Origin of the sequence: Nocardioides sp. Soil805 (assembly GCF_001429625.1) — a bacterium.
GTDB lineage: Bacteria > Actinomycetota > Actinomycetes > Propionibacteriales > Nocardioidaceae > Nocardioides.
This window is the reverse complement of sequence record NZ_LMSU01000004.1, coordinates 236,260-254,714: the sequence shown is the minus strand read 5'-3', so window position 1 is coordinate 254,714 and position 18,455 is coordinate 236,260. Positions and strand designations below refer to the sequence as shown.

15 protein-coding genes and 1 rRNA gene are annotated in these 18,455 nt (G+C 72.7%); 14 read left to right on the top strand and 2 right to left on the bottom strand.

Translation table 11 applies throughout. From position 1 onward, the window contains the following. Together rrf and ASG94_RS18665 are read left to right on the top strand one after the other, a co-directional pair. Positions 1 to 101, top strand: a 5S ribosomal RNA gene (gene rrf, locus ASG94_RS18670); the annotation flags it as partial. 208 nt (positions 102 to 309) lie between these two features. Then, positions 310 to 678 (top strand): single-stranded DNA-binding protein, encoded by a 369-nt coding sequence (locus tag ASG94_RS18665; protein ID WP_056928003.1) that lies wholly within the window; start codon positions 310 to 312, stop codon positions 676 to 678. Here ASG94_RS18665 and ASG94_RS18660 read toward each other — a convergent pair. Continuing rightward, positions 638 to 1,768 carry a DUF1015 family protein gene (locus ASG94_RS18660; RefSeq protein ID WP_056927968.1) on the bottom strand — a complete coding sequence of 377 codons (1,131 nt, stop codon included), beginning with the start codon at positions 1,766 to 1,768 and terminating at the stop codon, positions 638 to 640. The genes ASG94_RS18665 and ASG94_RS18660 overlap by 41 nt on opposite strands. Before the next feature lie 47 nt (positions 1,769 to 1,815). On the opposite strand from ASG94_RS18660, the gene ASG94_RS18655 reads away from it, so the two are divergent. The 8 genes from ASG94_RS18655 to ASG94_RS18620 all read left to right on the top strand — a co-directional run bounded on the left by ASG94_RS18655 (position 1,816) and on the right by ASG94_RS18620 (position 10,499). Then, the gene (locus ASG94_RS18655; RefSeq protein WP_056927967.1) at positions 1,816 to 2,838 is read left to right on the top strand and encodes an HAD-IIA family hydrolase; all 1,023 of its coding nucleotides are present in this window, start codon (positions 1,816 to 1,818) and stop codon (positions 2,836 to 2,838) included. A gap of 10 nt (positions 2,839 to 2,848) precedes the next feature. Beyond that, a complete protein-coding gene (locus tag ASG94_RS18650) occupies positions 2,849 to 3,034 on the top strand; it encodes a hypothetical protein (RefSeq protein ID WP_156411700.1) in 186 nt (61 codons plus the stop codon). A 5-nt stretch (positions 3,035 to 3,039) separates the two neighbouring features. Further along, complete coding sequence (locus ASG94_RS18645) at positions 3,040 to 3,879, top strand: TlyA family RNA methyltransferase (RefSeq protein WP_056927965.1); 840 nt, start codon at positions 3,040 to 3,042, stop codon at positions 3,877 to 3,879. Beyond that, positions 3,876 to 4,868: an NAD kinase gene (locus ASG94_RS18640; protein ID WP_056927964.1), complete on the top strand. Its 993-nt coding sequence runs from the start codon at positions 3,876 to 3,878 to the stop codon at positions 4,866 to 4,868. The genes ASG94_RS18645 and ASG94_RS18640 overlap by 4 nt, the downstream gene beginning before the upstream one ends. Then, the gene (gene recN / locus ASG94_RS18635; RefSeq protein ID WP_056927963.1) at positions 4,861 to 6,612 is read left to right on the top strand and encodes a DNA repair protein RecN; all 1,752 of its coding nucleotides are present in this window, start codon (positions 4,861 to 4,863) and stop codon (positions 6,610 to 6,612) included. The genes ASG94_RS18640 and recN overlap by 8 nt, the downstream gene beginning before the upstream one ends. Before the next feature lie 100 nt (positions 6,613 to 6,712). Further along, the gene (gene steA, locus ASG94_RS18630) at positions 6,713 to 7,912 is read left to right on the top strand and encodes a putative cytokinetic ring protein SteA (protein ID WP_056927962.1); all 1,200 of its coding nucleotides are present in this window, start codon (positions 6,713 to 6,715) and stop codon (positions 7,910 to 7,912) included. Beyond that, complete coding sequence (locus ASG94_RS18625) at positions 7,912 to 8,787, top strand: copper transporter (RefSeq protein WP_056927961.1); 876 nt, start codon at positions 7,912 to 7,914, stop codon at positions 8,785 to 8,787. Before steA ends, ASG94_RS18625 begins: the two co-directional genes overlap by 1 nt. A gap of 11 nt (positions 8,788 to 8,798) precedes the next feature. Then, positions 8,799 to 10,499 (top strand): CTP synthase, encoded by a 1,701-nt coding sequence (locus tag ASG94_RS18620; RefSeq protein ID WP_056927960.1) that lies wholly within the window; start codon positions 8,799 to 8,801, stop codon positions 10,497 to 10,499. A 44-nt stretch (positions 10,500 to 10,543) separates the two neighbouring features. Here ASG94_RS18620 and pepN read toward each other — a convergent pair whose 3' ends face one another. Continuing rightward, positions 10,544 to 12,991, bottom strand: a complete 2,448-nt coding sequence (gene pepN, locus ASG94_RS18615) for an aminopeptidase N (protein WP_056927959.1) — start codon at positions 12,989 to 12,991, stop codon at positions 10,544 to 10,546. 26 nt (positions 12,992 to 13,017) lie between these two features. On the opposite strand from pepN, the gene ASG94_RS18610 reads away from it, so the two are divergent. From ASG94_RS18610 to ASG94_RS18595, 4 genes are all read left to right on the top strand, one after another. Then, positions 13,018 to 13,662: an NUDIX domain-containing protein gene (locus ASG94_RS18610; RefSeq protein WP_056927958.1), complete on the top strand. Its 645-nt coding sequence runs from the start codon at positions 13,018 to 13,020 to the stop codon at positions 13,660 to 13,662. 81 nt (positions 13,663 to 13,743) lie between these two features. Continuing rightward, positions 13,744 to 14,859 carry an alanine dehydrogenase gene (ald, locus tag ASG94_RS18605; RefSeq protein ID WP_056927957.1) on the top strand — a complete coding sequence of 372 codons (1,116 nt, stop codon included), beginning with the start codon at positions 13,744 to 13,746 and terminating at the stop codon, positions 14,857 to 14,859. 41 nt (positions 14,860 to 14,900) lie between these two features. Continuing rightward, positions 14,901 to 15,803: a site-specific tyrosine recombinase XerD gene (gene xerD, locus ASG94_RS18600; protein WP_200958196.1), complete on the top strand. Its 903-nt coding sequence runs from the start codon at positions 14,901 to 14,903 to the stop codon at positions 15,801 to 15,803. After that, positions 15,800 to 18,400, top strand: a complete 2,601-nt coding sequence (locus ASG94_RS18595; RefSeq protein ID WP_056927956.1) for a DEAD/DEAH box helicase — start codon at positions 15,800 to 15,802, stop codon at positions 18,398 to 18,400. Before xerD ends, ASG94_RS18595 begins: the two co-directional genes overlap by 4 nt. Positions 18,401 to 18,455 lie beyond the last annotated feature (55 nt).

The window sequence follows — 18,455 nt, the reverse complement described above, 5'->3', positions numbered from 1 at the left end:
ACGCTCTTCCGATCTGTCCCATACCGAACCCGGAAGTTAAGCCTTTCAGCGCCGATGGTACTGCAACCGAGAGGTTGTGGGAGAGTAGGACGCCGCCGGACATACATTGGGAGAGGGGCCGCCACCAGGCGGCCCCTCTTTCCCATTTCGCCACCCTGTCAGCTCTGCCGGTCCGTTGCGCGGTGTCGCGGCCCGCGGGCCACTTCGCGTCCACAAGCGTGCGTGTGCGCGGTGTCGTGCACAGGGCGCGGCGCCACACCTTCGCGTCGTCGGTGGGTTGCTCCAGGCTGAGTGCTGGAGGTGATGTGCATGTCGAAACGTGCAACGAGCGGGTCCGGTGCGGTCCGTGAGGACGACGTCAACGTCGTCCGGCTGGTGGGGCGCCTGTCGGCGCCGCCGGAGGAGGTCGTGCTTCCCAGCGGGGACAGGCTGTGTTCGTTCCGGGTGGTCGTCGGACGTCCCGAGACGCATCCGTCGTCCCAACGGGTCGACGCCCTCGAGTGCTCCACGTCGGTGGCGCGGGTGCGCCGCTCGGTCCTGGCGTGGCAGCGGGGAGAGGTCGTCGAGGTCGAGGGTGCGATCCGCAGACGCTTCTTCCGCACCGCCACCGGGAGCGCCTCCCGGGTCGAGGTGGAGGTCAGCTCTGCTCGACGGGTGCGACGTTCAACGACCGCATGAGCACGCCGAGGCTCGGCTTGGGCTGGAAGGAGGTCGCCTTCTCCGGCAACAGTCGGCCACGGTTGATGACGCGGACCACGTCGGCGAAGTCGGGCGCCGGCAGCAGCACCGCACTCGTGCGGGCCTCCGCGAGGAGCAGCGCCTCCTCGACGCTGTGGTGGTAGGCCACCTGCGACGCGGGGAGCGTCGGCACCAGGTCGAGGTGCAACCACTCCACCGGCAGCAGCCCTCGCTCCGGGACCTCGATGACGGCCCACTCGTCGCCATCGGTGACGGTCAGCCTGCCCGGGGCGAGCGCGCCGAGCGCCGTACCGGCGTGCACCGTCCGCACCGACCCGCCCGCAGCCCGTGCGGCCGAGAGGAGGTCGTCGAGGGCGACACCCCGCAACGTCCGGTGGATCGCGCCCAGGAACAGGCCGGTGTCGCCCTGGTCGACGAGCATCGCGAGGCCGCTGTCCCAGGCGGTCCCGGGGCGCTCCTGCTGGAGCCGGAGGTAGGCGGCGTACCGGTGGTGACCGTCGGCGATGAGGGCGGAGCTCGGGGCGAGCGCGTCGTTGAGCATCTCGACGTCCTCGGGTGCATCGATGCGCCACAGTCTCTGGTGCTGACCGGCGCGGTCGGTGTACTCGCGGTGCGGCGGTGTGGTGACCAGGCGGCGGACGAAGGCCCGCACGGCCGCCGGGCCGTCGTGCACGAGCAGGATGGGAGCGGGGTTCATCTCCATCTCGAGCATCCGGTCCGCGAGCTCGTCCACCTGGACGGGATGGATGCCCTCGTGGGGCCAGATGGCCCGGTCGTCGAGGCGGGTCGCGCGGCGCGACAGGTCCAGCGCCCCGACGAGCCCACGGACGGTGAGCCCGCCCGCGGTGTACTCGTGCAGGTACAGCGCCGGGTCATCATCCGTGACGACGTGTCCGCGGCGCTCCCACTCCTGCAGCCTGCCGGCGACCGAGCGATAGGGTCGCGCGAAGGCGCGGGCAGACGCCGGGTCGCCGATGCGTGCGGGCGACAGCATCATCGCCCTGAAGGCAGAAAGTCGGAGCGGCTTCGCGACGTACGGCGGCGTGACCACTGTGGCGTCGAAGTCCATCGAAGCATCGTAGGGGCCGGGAGCACCCGGTCCGCGGGAGGGTGAGAGTGCTGAAGTCCTGTGACGGCTCGCTGCTGGAGTCGTACGACCTGGCCATGTTCGACCTGGACGGTGTGGTCTACGTGAGCGGGGCTGCCATCGACGGCGTGCCGGACCGGTTGCGTCGGGTGCGCGAGGCCGGGGTCCACCTGGCCTTCGTGACCAACAACGCCAGCCGCACCCCCGAGAAGGTCGCCGCCAACCTGGACAGGCTCGGCATCGAGGCACAGCCGACCGACGTGGTCACCTCGGCGCAGGCGGCCGCGCGGGTGGTCCGCGAGCGCTTCGGGGCAGGCGCGCACGTGCTGCTGCTGGGTGGGGCGGGGCTCGAGGCGGCGCTCGAGGCCGAGGACCTGGTGGCCCAGTCCGAGCCGGACGACGACACCGTCGTGGTGGTCAGCGGCTACGGACCGGACGTCCTGTGGAAGGACATCATGCGGGCTGCGACCCTGGTCAAGGGCGGCCTCCCGTACGTCGCGAGCAACACCGACATGACCATCCCCACCGACTACGGCCAGGCGCCGGGACACGGGATGCTGGTCCGCGCGATCTCCGAGTTCGCGGGCATCGAGCCGGTCGTCGCGGGCAAGCCCTCGCGCCCGCTCCTGGACGAGACGGTACGCCGGGTGGGTGGGCAACGGCCGCTGATGGTCGGTGACCGGCTGGACACCGACATCGAGGGCGCGCACGCGGTGGAGGTCGACTCGCTGCTGGTGATGACCGGGGTGACGCACCTCGCCGAGCTGGTGGCGGCCGGCCCGGGGGAGCGACCGACGTACGTCTCCGCCGATCTGGAGGGCCTCTTCGAGCCCCACCGGGTCCCGGAGGCGGCGGACGGCACCGTCGAGCTCGGCGGGTGGACGGCCCGGGTCCTCGACGGGCGGCTGCAGGTCGACGGCGACGGCGCGGCGTCGGACTTCTGGCGTGCGGTGGCCGTCGCCGGGTGGACGCACCTCGACGAGACCGGGGAGGCGGCGTCGGTCGATGGTGTGTCGGTGCCGGAGGTCCCCGGCCCGGGGGAGCACCGGTAGCGTGCGCGGCATGAACCAGCAGCACACGGACGAGCCCGGCACGGACGGCACGGACGGCACCACCGGCGTGGCCGAGGTCGACGCGGTGCTCGCCTCGCTCGACGGCCTGGCGGACCTCCCGGTCGCCGAACACGTCGCGGTGTTCGAGCAGGCCCACGAGCGACTCCGGCGTGCGCTCGACGCGCCCTCGGGCTGAGGGCAATGCCTCCCCGCCGGCTCCGGCTCGACGCCGAGCTCGTCCGTCGTGGTCTCGCCCGTTCGCGTGAGCACGCCAGCGACCTGATCGCCGCGGGACGGGTCAAGGTGAGCGGTGTGGTGGCCACCAAGCCGGCCACCGGGATCACGACCGACGTCGCGATCGTCGTACGCGAGGATCCCGACCGACCCGAGTATGTCTCCCGAGGTGGGCACAAGCTCGCCGGGGCGCTGGCGGCGTTCGCTGCGCACGGGGTGGACGTCGCGGGCAAGCGGTGCCTCGACGCCGGTGCCTCCACGGGAGGCTTCACCGACGTCCTGCTGCGACACGGCGCGCGGGAGGTGGTGGCGGTCGACGTGGGCTACGGCCAGCTCGCGTGGTCGCTGCAGAGCGACGACCGGGTGGTCGTGCACGACCGCACCAACATCCGCGAGCTGACCCTCGACCTCGTCGGCGAGCCCGTCGACCTCGTGGTAGGCGACCTGTCGTTCATCTCCCTCGAGCTCGTCCTCGACCCGCTCATCGCGGTCACCTCGCCGCAGGGAGAGCTGGCACTGATGGTCAAGCCGCAGTTCGAGGTCGGTAAGGACCGGGTCGGCAAGGGCGGTGTGGTGCGGGACCTGGCACTGCGTGCCGAGGCGGTGACGACGATCGCCGAGGCCTCGGCGCGCCGGGGCTGGGGGGCCGTCGCGGTCACCACGAGCCCGCTGCCGGGACCCTCCGGCAACGTCGAGTTCTTCCTCCTGCTGCGCCAGGGCCCGGCGGCCATCGGCGGCGACGAGATCGCTGCGGAGGTGCAGCGCTCCGGCTCGCTGGGGGTGCCGGGTGAGAGGGTGGACGAATGACCGAGACCACCGCCCCCGCGCCGACCACGGACGACGTACGCCGGGTGCTGGTGCTGGCCCACACGGGCCGGCAGGAGGCCCGGGAGGTGGCCCGTGCGTGCATCGCTGCCCTGACCGCCCACGGCATCGTGGTCCGGCTGCTGGCCGAGGAGGCCGCCGACCTCGACCTGCCCCCGGGGTGCTGTGAGCCGGCCGTCGAGCGCGTCGACGCCGCCCAGGAGGCCGGGGAGGGCTGCGAGCTGGCCCTGGTGATCGGCGGTGACGGCTCCATCCTGCGCGCGGCCGAGATGACGCACACGAGCGGCACCCCGCTGCTCGGCGTCAACCTGGGCCACGTCGGCTTCCTGGCCGAGGCCGAGCAGGACGACGTGGAGTCCACCATCGACGCGATCGTGGCCCGGCGCTACGCGACCGAGGAGCGCCTGACGATCGACGTCAGCGTCTACCGCGACAACCAGCTGGTCGCCCAGACCTTCGCGCTCAACGAGGCCAGTGTGGAGAAGGCCTCCCGGGAGCGCATGCTCGAGGTGGTCGTCGAGGTCGACGGCCGCCCCCTGTCCCGTTGGGGCTGCGACGGGGTCGTGTGCGCGACCCCGACCGGCTCCACGGCCTACAACTTCAGCGCTGGAGGACCCATCGTGTGGCCCGGCGTCGAGGCCCTGCTCATGGTGCCGATCAGCGCCCACGCGCTCTTCGCGCGGCCGATGGTGGTCTCACCCACGAGCGTCCTGGCGGTCGAGCTGGTGGGCACGACCGACGGCGCCGGCGTGCTGTGGTGCGACGGACGACGACCCGTGGACCTCCCGCCGGGGGCGCGCATCGAGGTCCGGCGCGGCAAGCGTGCGGTCCGCCTCGTGCGGCTGCACCAGGCTCCCTTCACCGATCGCCTGGTCGCGAAGTTCGACCTGCCGGTCGAGGGGTGGCGCGGTGCGGCCGAGCGTCGCCGGCGCGACGGGATCCCCCTCGAGGAGGGCAGCGTCGATGTTTGAGGAGATCCGCATCAGCTCGCTCGGGGTGATCGAGTCCTCGACCCTGGAGCTCGGTCCCGGGCTGACCGTCATCACCGGGGAGACCGGTGCGGGCAAGACGATGGTCGTTACGGCGCTCGCGCTGCTGCTGGGAGGCCGCGCCGACACCGGCGCCGTGCGCTCGGGCTCCCCGCACGCCCGGGTGGAGGGCGTGGTCGACGCGAGCACGCTGCCGGGCTTCCTCGCCGCCGTCGACGAGCTCGGGGGCGACACCGAGGACGGTCGGGTCGTCGTCGCGCGCAACATCGCCGCGGAGGGACGCTCCCGCGCCTGGGTCGGAGGCGCGTCGGTGCCCGTGTCCCGGATGGCCGAGGTCACCGAGCCGCTCGTCGCCGTGCACGGTCAGTCCGACCAGCACCGGCTGCTGCGGGCGGGCGCCCAGCGCGACGCCCTCGATCGCTTCGCCGCGGACCGGGTCGACCCGCTCCTGGCCCGGTGGCAGCGCCTGCACGCCGAGCTGGTCGCCGTCGAGCGCGACCTCGACGACGTCGTCACCCATGCCCGTGAGCGCGCCCTCGAGGCCGACCGGCTCCGCTTTGGCCTCGGGGAGATCGAGGCGGTCTCCCCGGAGCCCGGGGAGGACACCGCCCTGGCTGCCGAGGAGTCGCGGCTGGGCTACGCCGACACCCTGCGCACCGCGGCAGAGCAGGCGCGCGAGGCGCTGTCCAGCGACGAGGACGCCCCTGACGCGCTGGCCACCACCGCCACGGCGCGCACCCTCCTCGAGGGCGTCCGCGACCACGACCCCGAGGCGGGGGAGCTGGCCGACCGGTTGGCCGAGCTGACCTACCTGCTGTCCGACGTGGCGGCCGACGTGGCGTCGTACGCCTCCCGGCTCGACGTCGACCCCGCGCGCCTGGCGGCGGTCAGCGAGCGCAGGGCGGCGATCACCGCCTTGATGCGCAAGTACGGCGAGACGGTGGAGGACGTGCTGGCCTGGGCCCAGGAGGGCTCGCTGCGGCTCCTCGACCTCGACGACGCCGACGGCCGGATCGCGACCCTGCGGGCCGAGCAGGAGCGCCTGCGCGGCGAGCTGGCCCGCACGGGGGCCGACCTGTCGGCCGCCCGGACGGCGGGAGCCGCCTCGCTCGGCACGCAGGTGAGCGCCGAGCTCACCCAGCTGGCGATGCCGCACGCCGTCGTCACCGTCGCCGTCACCCAGCACGAGGTGCCTGAGCCCGAGCGCCTCACCTCGGGTGCGCTGCAGGTGGGGGACCGCTGGCTGCGGGCGACGGCGAGCGGGCTCGACGAGGTCGAGTTCCTGCTGGCCGCCAACACGGGGGCCGATCCGCGCCCCCTCCACAAGGGTGCCTCCGGCGGTGAGCTGTCCCGGGTGATGCTCGCGCTGGAGGTGAGCCTTGCCGGGTCCAACCCGGTGCCCACGTTCGTCTTCGACGAGGTCGACGCCGGAGTCGGGGGCAAGGCGGCCATCGAGATCGGCCGACGGCTGGCGGTGCTCGCCAAGCGGGCCCAGGTGCTCGTGGTCACCCACCTCCCGCAGGTCGCGGCGTACGCCGACCGGCACGTGGTGGTGCACAAGCAGAGCGACGGGACGGTGACGACGTCGGGGCTCGTCGTGCTGGACGACGCGGCCCGCGAGCAGGAGCTGTCCCGGATGCTCGCCGGGGTCGAGGAGTCCGACGCTGCCCGGGCGCACGCGCGCGAGCTGCTCGAGAGCGCGGCGCCCGCCCGCGCCGGCGCCTGAGGCGCGGATCGTGCCGGTGACGGGGCTCACCCGGCCGGCCTGACACGCCGCGTCCGGCGTCCCGCGAGGGGTCCCTCCCGGCTGACACCATGAGTCGGTCATGAGGATCACCACGCGGCAACGCTCCGCCCCCGCCCTGCCGGGCCTGTCCGGCACCGCCCGCGTCGACCGTCGTACCGTCCACCTGCTGTCGCGGGTGCGGCCCGGCGACATCGCCGTGGTCGACCACCAGGACATGGACCGCTCGACGGCGCAGGCCCTCGTCGACGCCGGCGTCGGCGCGGTCTTCAACGTCTCGCCGATGATCTCCGGGCGCTATCCCAACCTCGGGCCCCAGGTGCTGGCCGCGGCCGGCGTCGTCGTGGTCGACACGTGTGGTCCCGACGCGCTGAGCGCCGTCAAGGACGGCTCCCAGGTCCGGCTCCACGAGGGGGCACTGCACGTCGACGAGCGGCAGGTGGCCGCCGGGCGCGAGGTCGACCTCGACCTCGTCGAGTCGGAGATGGAGTCCGCCCGGCTGGGCCTGCGCGCCCAGCTGGAGAGCTTCACCCACAACAGCACCGAGTTCCTCCGGCGCGAGCAGGACCTCCTGCTGCACGGCCGCGGGGTCCCGCGCACCGCCACCGAGATGGCGGACCGTCCGGTCGTCGTGGTCGTGCGCGGCCACGACTGGGAGGCCGAGCTCGCCGGGATCAAGGCCTTCATCAAGGAGCAGAAGCCGATCCTGATCGGAGTCGACCTCGGCGCCGACGCGCTGCGCGACGCCGGTCACCAGCCCGACATCGTCGTGGCCAGCGCCGCCGCCGCCGACCTGCCCTCCCTGGAGGTGCTCCGTCGCGCCACCGACGTCGTCGCCCTCGTCGAGCGGGGTGCTACGCGGGCGGCCACCGAGCGGTTGGACCGCTCGGGCATCCGGCCGTTGCGCTTCGAGACCGGCGCCACCACCGAGGACGCCGCGCTGGTCCTCGCCGACACCGGCCGGGCCAGCCTCATCGTGGGCGTGGGCATGCACGCGACCCTGGACGAGTTCCTCGACCGGCGCCGTACCGGCCTCGCCAGCACCTACCTGACCCGCCTCAAGGTGGGGCCCCGGCTCGTCGACGCCGCCGCCGTGCCGCGTCTGTACGACGGCGCCGTGAGGCCGCGGCACCTGCTCGCGCTCGCCGTGGCCGGCCTGGTGGCCCTCGGCGCCGCGATCGGCGTGACGCCGGTCGGCCAGGAGTGGGCCGACGCCCTCGTGACCGCCGCCGGTCCCACCACCACCGACCTGATCGACACCCTGCAAGGACTCTTCCGTTGATGACGTTCCGCCAGCACCTGACCACCCTCGTCGCCGTCTTCGTGGCCCTCGCCGTCGGGATCGTCCTCGGCGGCGGGCTCCTCTCCGACGTCACGGACGCCGCGCCCGCCGAGGTGAGCGCGCCGACCGAGGCGGCGCCCGAGGCGGCGTACGCCGACAGCTTCGCCGGCGCCGTCGCGCCGACGCTCGTCGCCGGCAAGCTGACCGACCGCGCCGTCGCCGTGGTGACCGTGCCCGGCGCGGACGAGCAGGTGGTCACCGCGCTCGCCGACCAGGTGAGTGCCGCCGGGGGAGCGGTCTCGGCCCGCTACGACCTCACCGAGACCATGGTCGGTCCCGACCAGAAGACGCTGGTCGACACCCTCGGCAGCCAGCTGATGACCCAGCAGAAGGACGCGGTCGCTGCCGACGCGACGACGTACGACCGGATCGGTCAGCTCCTGGGCCTGGCGGTCGCCACCCCCACGGCGGAGGGGGAGTCCACCAACGGCAAGTCGCGGGCGATCCTGGAGAGCCTGGTCGGCGCCGACCTGGTGGCCGCGCCGGCCGAGGTCGAGCGTCGCGCACCCCTCGTGCTGGTCGTCCTGGGCGACGAGCCGGCCGCCGAGGGCGGCGACGCGATCCTGGCGGGCCTCGTGACCGGTCTGGACCGTGCCGCCGCGGGCGTCGTGGTCGTCGGCGACACCGCCGACGGGGGCGAGGGACAGCTCGGGCGGCTGCGCGCCGAGCCGGTGTCGGCCCAGGTGGCGACCGTCGACGGGGTCGAGACGAGCGCCGGCAAGGTCACCTCGGTGCTGGCCCTGGCCCGGGCCCTCGCCACGCCCGGTGGCGCCTTCGGTGTGTCCGGTGCCGACGGCCCGGTCCCGCTCGGGTAGGCTAGAACCCCGTGAAGAACCGGACGCCGACCAAGCACGTATTCGTGACCGGAGGCGTCGCCTCCTCGCTCGGCAAGGGGCTCACCGCCTCCAGCCTGGGAGCGCTGCTGAAGGCGCGCGGTCTGCGCGTGACGATGCAGAAGCTCGACCCCTACCTCAACGTGGATCCGGGGACGATGAACCCCTTCCAGCACGGTGAGGTCTTCGTGACCGACGACGGCGCCGAGACCGACCTGGACATCGGTCACTACGAGCGATTCCTCGACACCAACCTCAACCAGATCGCCAACGTGACGACGGGGCAGGTCTACTCCACGGTCATCGCCAAGGAGCGCCGCGGCGACTACCTCGGCGACACCGTCCAGGTGATCCCGCACATCACCAACGAGATCAAGGACCGCATCCTCGCCATGGGGGGCGACGAGATCGACGTCGTCATCACCGAGGTGGGCGGCACCGTCGGCGACATCGAGTCGCTGCCCTTCCTCGAGGCCGCGCGCCAGACGCGGCACGAGATCGGCCGGGAGAACTGCTTCTTCATCCACGTGTCCCTGGTGCCCTACATCGGCCCCTCCGGCGAGCTCAAGACCAAGCCGACCCAGCACTCGGTCGCGGCCCTGCGCTCCATCGGCATCCAGCCCGACGCCATCGTCTGCCGCGCGGACCGCGAGCTGCCGGAGAGCATCAAGCGCAAGATCGCGCTGATGTGCGACGTGGACGACGAGGCCGTGGTGACCGCCGCCGACGCGCCGTCGATCTACGACATCCCCAAGGTGCTGCACCGCGAGGGCCTCGACGCCTACGTCGTGCGCCGCCTCGACCTGCCGTTCCGCGACGTCGACTGGACCGCGTGGGACGACCTGCTGCGTCGCGTGCACCACCCGCAGGAGGAGGTGACCGTCGCCCTGGTCGGCAAGTACATCGACCTGCCCGACGCCTACCTGTCCGTCGGTGAGGCACTGCGTGCCGGCGGCTTCGCCCACGAGGCCAAGGTCAACATCCGCTGGATCGCCTCCGACGAGTGCGAGACCCACGAGGGTGCGCACAAGCACCTGCACGACGTGGACGCGGTCTGCGTTCCAGGCGGCTTCGGCATCCGTGGCCTCGAGGGCAAGCTCGGGGCGCTCACCTACGCCCGGACCAACGGCATCCCCACGCTCGGGCTGTGCCTGGGCCTGCAGTGCATGGTCATCGAGTACGCGCGCAACGTCGCCGGCATCGAGGGCGCCGGCTCGACCGAGTTCGAGCCCGACACCCCCGCGCCGGTCATCTCGACGATCGAGGAGCAGAAGCAGTACGTCGAGGGCGCCGGCGATCTGGGCGGCACCATGCGCCTGGGCCTGCAGCCGGCGGTGCTGACGCCCGGCAGCCTGGTGCGGGCGGCGTACGGCGCGGACCGGGTCGAGGAGCGGCACCGGCACCGCTACGAGTTCAACGACGCCTACCGCGCACAGCTCGAGGAGGCCGGCCTGGTCTTCTCCGGCACCAACCCGGACAACGGCCTCGTCGAGTTCGTGGAGCTGCCCGCCGACGTGCACCCCTACTACGTGGCCACCCAGGCGCACCCCGAGCTGCGCTCGCGCCCGACGCGCCCGCACCCGCTCTTCGCCGGCCTGGTCGGCGCGGCGATCGAGCGGCAGCGCGAGCTGCGCTTCCCGATCGACGAGGAGCTGCGCCGCATCGACACCGACGAGGAGGTCCCCGCCCCGTAGTCGGGGCGGGGCCCCCTCGCGGGGCCTCCCTCGGAGGCGGTCCCTCAGAGCTGCCGGGCCTGCAGGATCCGCGCCTGCACGAAGGTGTTGGACGCGAGCTGGTTGCGGGCGTAGGCGCTCAGCGACTCGTCGGCGGCCGCGATCCGGGCGGCGGCCAGGAACTCCTCGTCGCCGACGCCGAGCGGGTACATGGCGCGGATGACCAGTCCCTGGTTGAGCAGCCCGCCCTTGAGCGTGCGCAGCTCCTCCAGGTAGCGCATGGCGAAGGGCGCCAGCAGCTCGGCCTGGCCGGGGCGCCAGAACGTGGCACCCAGCACCAGCGTCTCGCGACTCGCCGGGACGCTGTAGTCGACGAAGAAGGCGTCCCAGACCTGCTGCTTGGACTCCACGTCCGGCCGGGCGGCCAGCACGTTGAGCCGACGGGTCGGGGCGTCGGGGTCGGGGTCGGAGTCGAGGAGGCGCTGCACCGCGTCGGCGTCGTAGTCGCCGAGCTCGGCGCGGCGCACGGCGATCCGCCACGCGAGGTCGTTGTCGGCGGAGGCCGCAGCGGCCTCGTCGAGGACCTTCCAGTGCTCGTCGGTGGACGCCGAGCCGGCCAGGGCCCGCAGCGCCGGCTGGCGGTGCAGGTCGGAGTCCGCGAGGGCCATGGCCGCGTCGGCGAAGTCGGCCAGCAGCCCGGGCGCCTCGTCGCGGGGAGCCCAGCGGTCCGCGAACTGCATGCCCATGGCCAGGAAGGCCTCCACGAGGGCCGGGCTGGTCTCCGCGGCCAGGCCGCGGGTCATCGCGCCGGCCGCGACGCGCGGCGCCAGCTCGCCGAGGAGCAGCAGCTGCGACGCCGTACCGACCACCAGGGCCCGTGAGAGCGGGTCAGGAAGGTCGGCGACGTGCTCGAACATCAGGCGCTGCGACTGCTCGTCGGGGCGCACGGCCGCGAAGGTGAGGTCGCCGGCGTTGACCAGCCGCAGGTCACCGCGGGGGAGGTCGACGTCCGCACTGGCGGTGGTCAGCTGGACCGGGGTGGTGCCGGTGCCCTGCAGCGCACCGTCCACCACGGCGTACGACGCGATGTCGACGCGGTGCGGCCGCGGCGGCTCGGCGTCGGGGGAGGTTGCGGTGAGGACGCCGTCCTGCAGGCTGAGGACGTCGGTGCCGGCCCGGTCCAGCCAGGCCCGGGTCCAGTCGCCCAGGTCGCGGCCGGCGGCCTCGCCGAAGGCGCCCATCAGGTCGGAGAGCACCGTGTTGCCCCACGAGTGGCGCGCGAAGTAGGCCTGCAGCCCCGCGACGAAGGCGTCCTCGCCGATGAAGGCGGCGAGCTGGTGCAGCACGCCCTGGCCCTTGACGTAGGTGATGGCGTCGAAGTTGGCCATCGCCTCCGAGACGTCCGCGACCTCGCCGCGGATCGGGTGCGCGGCCGGGCCCATGTCCATCTCGTAGGCGGTGCGCTTGAAGAGCGCGAGGAAGCTGGACCAGATCTCGGTGAACTCGCTGGCGTTGGCCAGGCCCCAGTTGGCCGCCCACGACGCGAAGGCCTCGTTGAGCCACAGGTCGTCCCACCACCGCATCGTCACCAGGTCGCCGAACCACATGTGCGCCATCTCGTGGAAGACGAACTCGGCCCGCACCTGTCGCTGCTGGTGGGTCGGCGGGGTGCGGAAGAGCTGTGCGTCGCCGTAGGTGACGCAGCCCCAGTTCTCCATCGCGCCGCCGAGGTTGGGCACGAAGACCTGGTCGTAGCGCTCCTGCGGGAACGGCACGCCGAACTTGTCGCCGAAGAACGCGAGGCCCTGGCGGGTCAGGGTCACCAGCTCCTCCAGGTCGCGCTCGAGGTGCGGGCGCAGCGACTGGCGGCAGTAGAAGCCCAGGTCGTAGCCGTCGTGCTGCCGGCGGACCTCGTGGAAGGGACCCGCGTTGACCACCACGACGTACGTGGACAGCGGGGGAGTGTCGGGGAAGTGCCACACGCGGACGTCGCCGGCCTCGGCGTCGTCGACGGAGTCGGGCGCGGAGTTGGAGGTGACGGTCCAGCTGGCGGGCGCGTGGACGGTGAAGCGGTGCGGTGCCTTCAGGTCGGGCTGGTCGAAGCAGGCCCACAGCCGCCGCGCCTCGTCGGTCTCCAGGCTGGTCCAGACGTAGACGAGCTTGTCGGTCGGGTCGACGGTGCGCAGGATGCCCTCGCCGGCGGCCGTGTTGGTCGTCTCGACCTCGACCACGAGGACGTTGTGCTCGGCCAGGTCGGCCAGCGGGAGGCGGCCGTCGGCTGCGGTGGCCACGTCGAGGTCGACGCCGTTGAGGCTCGCGGACAGGACGTCGGCGGCGATGTCGACGAAGGTCGACGAACCGGGCGACGAACAGGTGAACGCCACCGTGCTGGTGGAGGCGAAGCGCTCTCCCTCCAGCAGGCCGGTCATGTCGACGTCGATGTCGTAGCGCTCGACGGAGATCAGCGAGGATCGGCTCGCGGCCTCGTCGCGGGTCAGGCTCAGGAGGGTCATGCGCCCGACCGTATAGCGTCGGTCACATGACCACCGAGGACCCTCAGTCCCCGCCCCCGCCGCACGGCGCGCACGACCGGGGTCTCGCCGACCGGCCGGCCGAGTGGCCCGTGCACGAGTCTCGCGACCTGCACCGCGACGACTGGATCGTGGCCCTGCGCGAGGACGTGGTGGCTCGGCCCGGTCACCCGGAGGACCGGTTCCGCCGCATCTCCCTCGAGCACCCCGGTGCCGTCGTGGTGCTCGCCGTCGACGACGAGGAGCGGGTGCTGTGCCTGAGGCAGTACCGCCACACCAACCGCCAGGACTTCATCGAGCTGCCGGCCGGCCTGCGGGACGCCGGCGACGAGCCGCCCGTCGAGACGGCGAAGCGGGAGCTGCGCGAGGAGGCGGAGCTGGCGGCCACGTCCTGGCAGCGCCTGCTGTCGACGTACGCCAGCGCCGGGATCACCGAGGAGGTGCACGAGATCTTCCTGGCCCGCGGCCTGTCGGCGGCCTCGCGCGGTGACTTCGAGATGCACGCCGAGGAGGCCGAGATGGAGGTCCTCTGGGTCCCGATGCCCGAGCTCCTGGACGCCGTGCTGGACGGCCGTGTCCGGCAGGGGCCGCTCGTGCAGGCGGTGCTGGCCTACGACGTCCTGCAGCGGCGCGGGGGGCTCGACGCGCCGTGAGCACGGCGGACGATATCGTCGGCCTGCTGTCACGCGTTGTGACCCGCATCACCGAATGAACGTCCTGGTCGAGGAGAGATCGTGAAGGTCGGCGTACCGAAGGAAGTCAAGAACCACGAGTACCGGGTGGCGCTCACCCCCGTGGGGGCCCACGAGCTGGTCGAGCACGGCCACGAGGTGTTCGTCGAGGCCGGTGCCGGCGTCGGGTCGAACATCCCCGACGAGGAGTACGTCGCGGCCGGGGCCACCATGCTCGACGCCGCCGACGACGTGTGGGGCACCGCCGAGATGGTCCTCAAGGTCAAGGAGCCGGTCGCCGAGGAGTACCACCGCCTCCGCGAGGACCTGACCCTCTTCACCTACCTCCACCTCGCCGCCGACAAGCCGCTCACCGAGGAGCTCCTCGCGCGCGGGACCACCGCGATCGCCTACGAGACGGTCCAGCTGCCCTCGGGCGGGCTGCCGCTGCTCTACCCGATGTCCGAGGTCGCCGGCTGCCTGGCTCCCCAGGTGGGCGCCCACTCGCTGATGCGCGCCCAGGGCGGCCGCGGGGTCCTGATGGGCGGCGTGGGCGGCGTCGCCAACGCCAAGGTCGTCATCATCGGGGCGGGCGTCTCGGGCCAGAACGCCGCCAACATCGCCCTCGGCATGGGCGCGGACGTCACCCTGCTCGACACCGACCTCGACAAGCTGCGGATGTCGTTCTGGCGCTACAACAACCGGGTCCACGGCCTCGCGTCCTCGGCCCTGGCCATCCGCCAGCAGGTCATGGAGGCCGACATGGTCATCGGCGCCGTCCTCATCCCGGGTGCGGCCGCGCCCAAGCTGGTGAGCAACGAGCTGGTCTCGCAGATGAAGCCCGGCTCGGTGCTCGTCGACATCGCGGTCGACCAGGGCGGGTGCTTCGAGGACACCCGCGCGACCACGCACGCCGACCCGACGTACATGGTCCACGACTCGGTCTTCTACTGCGTGGCCAACATGCCGGGCGCCGTCCCCAACACCTCGACGTACGCCCTGACCAACGCGACCATGCCGTACGCCGTAGCGCTGGCCGACAAGGGCTGGGCGCAGGCCTGCCGGGACGACGCGAGCCTGCTCAAGGGCCTCAACACCCACGCCGGCACGCTCACCAACGTGCCGGTCGGCCAGGGCGTGGGCATCGACGCGGTGGACCCGGAGTCGGTGCTGCCCTGAACGCACCGAGTCCCGACGGCCCGGGAGGCCTGACCCGGGCCATCCGGACCTACCTCGACCACCTCTCGGTGGAGCGCGGGCTGGCCGCCAACACCCTGTCGTCGTACCGCCGTGACCTGCGCCGGTACGCCGCGCACCTCGAGGAGCAGGGCATCGGCAGCCTCGAGGAGATCAGCGAGGCGACGGTGTCGGGCTTCCTGGTCCGGCTGCGGGAGGGCGACGCCGACCACGCGCCGCTCAGCTCGACGTCGGCGGCGCGCACCGTGGTGGCGGTGCGCGGCTTCCACAAGTTCGCCGTGAGCGACGGGCTGGCCACCGTCGACCCGGCCAGCGCCGTCAAGCCGCCCACGCCGGCCAAGCGGCTGCCCAAGGCGCTGCCGCTCTCGGACGTCGAGGCGATCCTGGAGGCCTCGGGCGCGGCCGGGACCCCGCTCGCGCTGCGCGACCGGGCGCTGCTGGAGGTGCTCTACGGGACCGGCGCGCGGATCTCGGAGGCCGTGGGCCTCGATGTCGACGACCTCGACACCGTCGACGCCACCGTGCTGCTGCGGGGCAAGGGCTCCAAGGAGCGGCTGGTGCCGATCGGTGGCTACGCGCTGGAGGCGGTCGATGCCTACCTCACGCGGGCCCGTCCCGACCTGGTCGCGGCCAGGACCCCCGGAGGGGCGCTGTTCCTCAACTCACGGGGCGGGCGGCTCTCGCGCCAGAGCGCGTGGGCGGTGCTGGTCAAGGCCGCCGACGCCGCCGGTGTCACCCGCGACGTCTCGCCGCACACGCTGCGCCACTCCTTCGCCACGCACCTGCTCGACGGGGGTGCGGACGTGCGCGTCGTGCAGGAGCTGCTGGGGCACGCGTCGGTCACCACCACGCAGGTGTACACACTGGTGACCGTGGACAACCTGCGCGAGGTCTTTGCGACCGCACACCCCCGGGCCCGAGAGTGACGCGGCTCGACGAGCGCCTCGGGTCCACGACCGACCCCGACGGCGTGTACGACGCGTTCACCGGCTGGGTGACCGAGCAGGGGCTCGAGCTCTACCCGCACCAGGACGAGGCGGTCATCGAGCTGCTCGGCGGCAACCACGTCATCCTGGCCACGCCGACCGGGTCCGGGAAGTCGCTGGTCGCCCTCGGGGCCCACGTCGCCGCGCTGGCCCAGGACAAGGTCAGCTTCTACACCGCACCGATCAAGGCGCTGGTGAGCGAGAAGTTCTTCGCGCTGTGCGAGGTCTTCGGCGCCGACAACGTCGGGATGCTCACCGGGGACGCGGCGGTCAACGCCGACGCGCCGATCATCTGCTGCACCGCCGAGATCCTGGCCAACATCGCGCTGCGGGAGGGACGCTCCGCCGACGTCGGCCTCGTCGTGATGGACGAGTTCCACTTCTACGCCGAGCCGGACCGCGGCTGGGCGTGGCAGGTGCCGCTGCTCGAGCTCCTCGACGCCCAGTTCCTGCTGATGTCGGCGACCCTCGGCGACGTCTCCTTCTTCGTCGAGGACCTCACCCGTCGTACGGGCAGGGAGGTCGCGGTCGTCGCGGACGCCGAGCGCCCCGTGCCGCTGCACTTCTCGTGGTCCATGGAGCACCTCGACGAGACGCTCAAGGAGCTCGTCGAGACCGGGCAGGCGCCCGTCTACGTCGTGCACTTCACCCAGGCCGCGGCCGTGGAGCACGCCACGTCGCTGCTCAAGGGGACCAAGGTCAAGGTCGACAAGGAGGCGATCGCGGACCGCATCGGTGCCTTCCGCTTCGGGGCAGGCTTCGGCAAGACCCTGTCCAAGCTGGTGCGCAACGGCATCGGGGTCCACCACGCGGGGATGCTGCCCAAGTACCGCCGGCTGGTCGAGCAGCTCGCGCAGTCCGGCCTGCTGACCGTCATCTGCGGCACCGACACCCTCGGCGTCGGCATCAACGTGCCGATCCGCACCGTGCTCTTCACCGGCCTCGCGAAGTTCGACGGCAACCGGCAGCGGGTGCTGCGGACCCGGGAGTTCCAGCAGATCGCCGGACGGGCGGGCCGGGCCGGCTACGACACGGCCGGGTACGTCGTCGTACAGGCGCCCGAGCACGTCATCGACAACGAGCGCGCCAAGAAGAAGGCCGAGGCCAAGAACGCCGCACCCGGGGCCAACGCCAAGCGCAAGTCCAAGGCCCAGCTCAAGAAGCCGCCCGAGGGCACGGTGGTGTGGACCGAGCAGACCTACGACAAGCTCGTCGCCGGCGTCCCCGAGCAGCTGGTGTCGCGGATGCGGGTCGACAACGCGATGCTCATCAACGTCGCCACCCGCGAGGAGGACGCCTTCGCGGTGATGCGGCGGCTGCTCACCGACAACCACGAGGACCGCCGCCAGCAGCTGCGGCTGTCCCGTCGGGCGCTGCGGCTCGGCCGGTCCCTCGTGCGCTCCGGCGTGATCACCCGACTCGACGAGGTCGACCAGCACGGCCGGCGCTACGTGCTGACGGTCGACCTCCCGGCGGACTTCGCGCTCAACCAGCCGCTGGCGCACTTCGCGCTGGCCGCCCTCGACGTCCTCGACCCGGAGTCGGACGGCTACACCCTCGACATCGTCTCGGTCATCGAGTCGGTCCTGGAGGCGCCGCGCCAGATCCTGATGGCCCAGCAGTTCACCGCCCGGGGCGAGGCCGTGGGGGAGATGAAGGCCGACGGGCTCGAGTACGACGAGCGGATGGCGCTGCTCGACCAGATCACCTGGCCGCAGCCCCTGGCCGAGCTGCTCGGCGCGCTCTACGAGACCTATCGCCAGCGGCACCCGTGGCTGCCCGAGGACGCGCTCGGTCCCAAGGCGGTCGTGCGCGAGATGTGGGAGCAGGGGATGGGGTTCACCGACTTCGTCGGCCGCTACCAGCTCGCCCGCTCCGAGGGGCTGGTGCTGCGCTACCTCACCGACGCCTACCGGACGCTGCGGCAGACCGTCCCCGACGTGCACCGCACCCCCGAGCTCGAGGACCTCGTCGAGTGGCTGGGGGAGACGATCCGCCAGACCGACTCCTCGCTGCTCGACGAGTGGGAGGCGCTCGCCGACCCCGAGCACGTGCCCGGCCGCATCGCCGCCCACGAGCCCCCGCCCCCGCCGCGGCCGATCAGCAGGCAGGCCCGTCCCTTCACGGTGATGATCCGCAACGCCATGTGGGCGCGGGTGGACCTGGTCTCCCGCGACGACCTGGACGGGCTGCTGCGCCTCGAGCGGGCGGCCGCGGACCGGCTCGACCCGCCGCGGCAGGTGGTGATGGGTCGCTCGGTGTGGGACGAGGCGATCGAGACCTACTACGCCGACCACGACTCCGTGGTGGTCGACGGCGACGCCCGGGGTCCCGACCTGCTCGACATCGGCGAGGAGCGCTCGGGTGAGCCCCTCGGCGCCGAGGAGGGCACCACGGCCCGGCTGCGCGACGTACGCCAGACGATCCACGACCCCGCGGGCGACCACGACTGGGTCATCGACGCAGTGGTGGACTGCGACGCCTCGGACGAGGCGGGCGAGCTGGTGCTCGCCACGGCGGCGATGCACCGGCTCTGAGGCCGACTGGCGGACGCACGGCGGGACGTAGACACGCGGACCTTGGTCCCCGGGC

Bases quoted from the DNA above. Each gene is read 5' to 3' on its own strand.
- ASG94_RS18650 (WP_156411700.1), top strand. From the start codon at position 2,849: ATGAACCAGCAGCACACGGACGAGCCCGGCACGGACGGCACGGACGGC.
- recN (WP_056927963.1), top strand. From the start codon at position 4,861: ATGTTTGAGGAGATCCGCATCAGCTCGCTCGGGGTGATCGAGTCCTCG.
- ASG94_RS18645 (WP_056927965.1), top strand. From the start codon at position 3,040: ATGCCTCCCCGCCGGCTCCGGCTCGACGCCGAGCTCGTCCGTCGTGGT.
- ASG94_RS18660 (WP_056927968.1), bottom strand. From the start codon at position 1,768: ATGGACTTCGACGCCACAGTGGTCACGCCGCCGTACGTCGCGAAGCCG.
- pepN (WP_056927959.1), bottom strand. From the start codon at position 12,991: ATGACCCTCCTGAGCCTGACCCGCGACGAGGCCGCGAGCCGATCCTCG.
- ASG94_RS18610 (WP_056927958.1), top strand. From the start codon at position 13,018: ATGACCACCGAGGACCCTCAGTCCCCGCCCCCGCCGCACGGCGCGCAC.
- steA (WP_056927962.1), top strand. From the start codon at position 6,713: ATGAGGATCACCACGCGGCAACGCTCCGCCCCCGCCCTGCCGGGCCTG.
- ASG94_RS18640 (WP_056927964.1), top strand. From the start codon at position 3,876: ATGACCGAGACCACCGCCCCCGCGCCGACCACGGACGACGTACGCCGG.
- ASG94_RS18665 (WP_056928003.1), top strand. From the start codon at position 310: ATGTCGAAACGTGCAACGAGCGGGTCCGGTGCGGTCCGTGAGGACGAC.
- ASG94_RS18625 (WP_056927961.1), top strand. From the start codon at position 7,912: ATGACGTTCCGCCAGCACCTGACCACCCTCGTCGCCGTCTTCGTGGCC.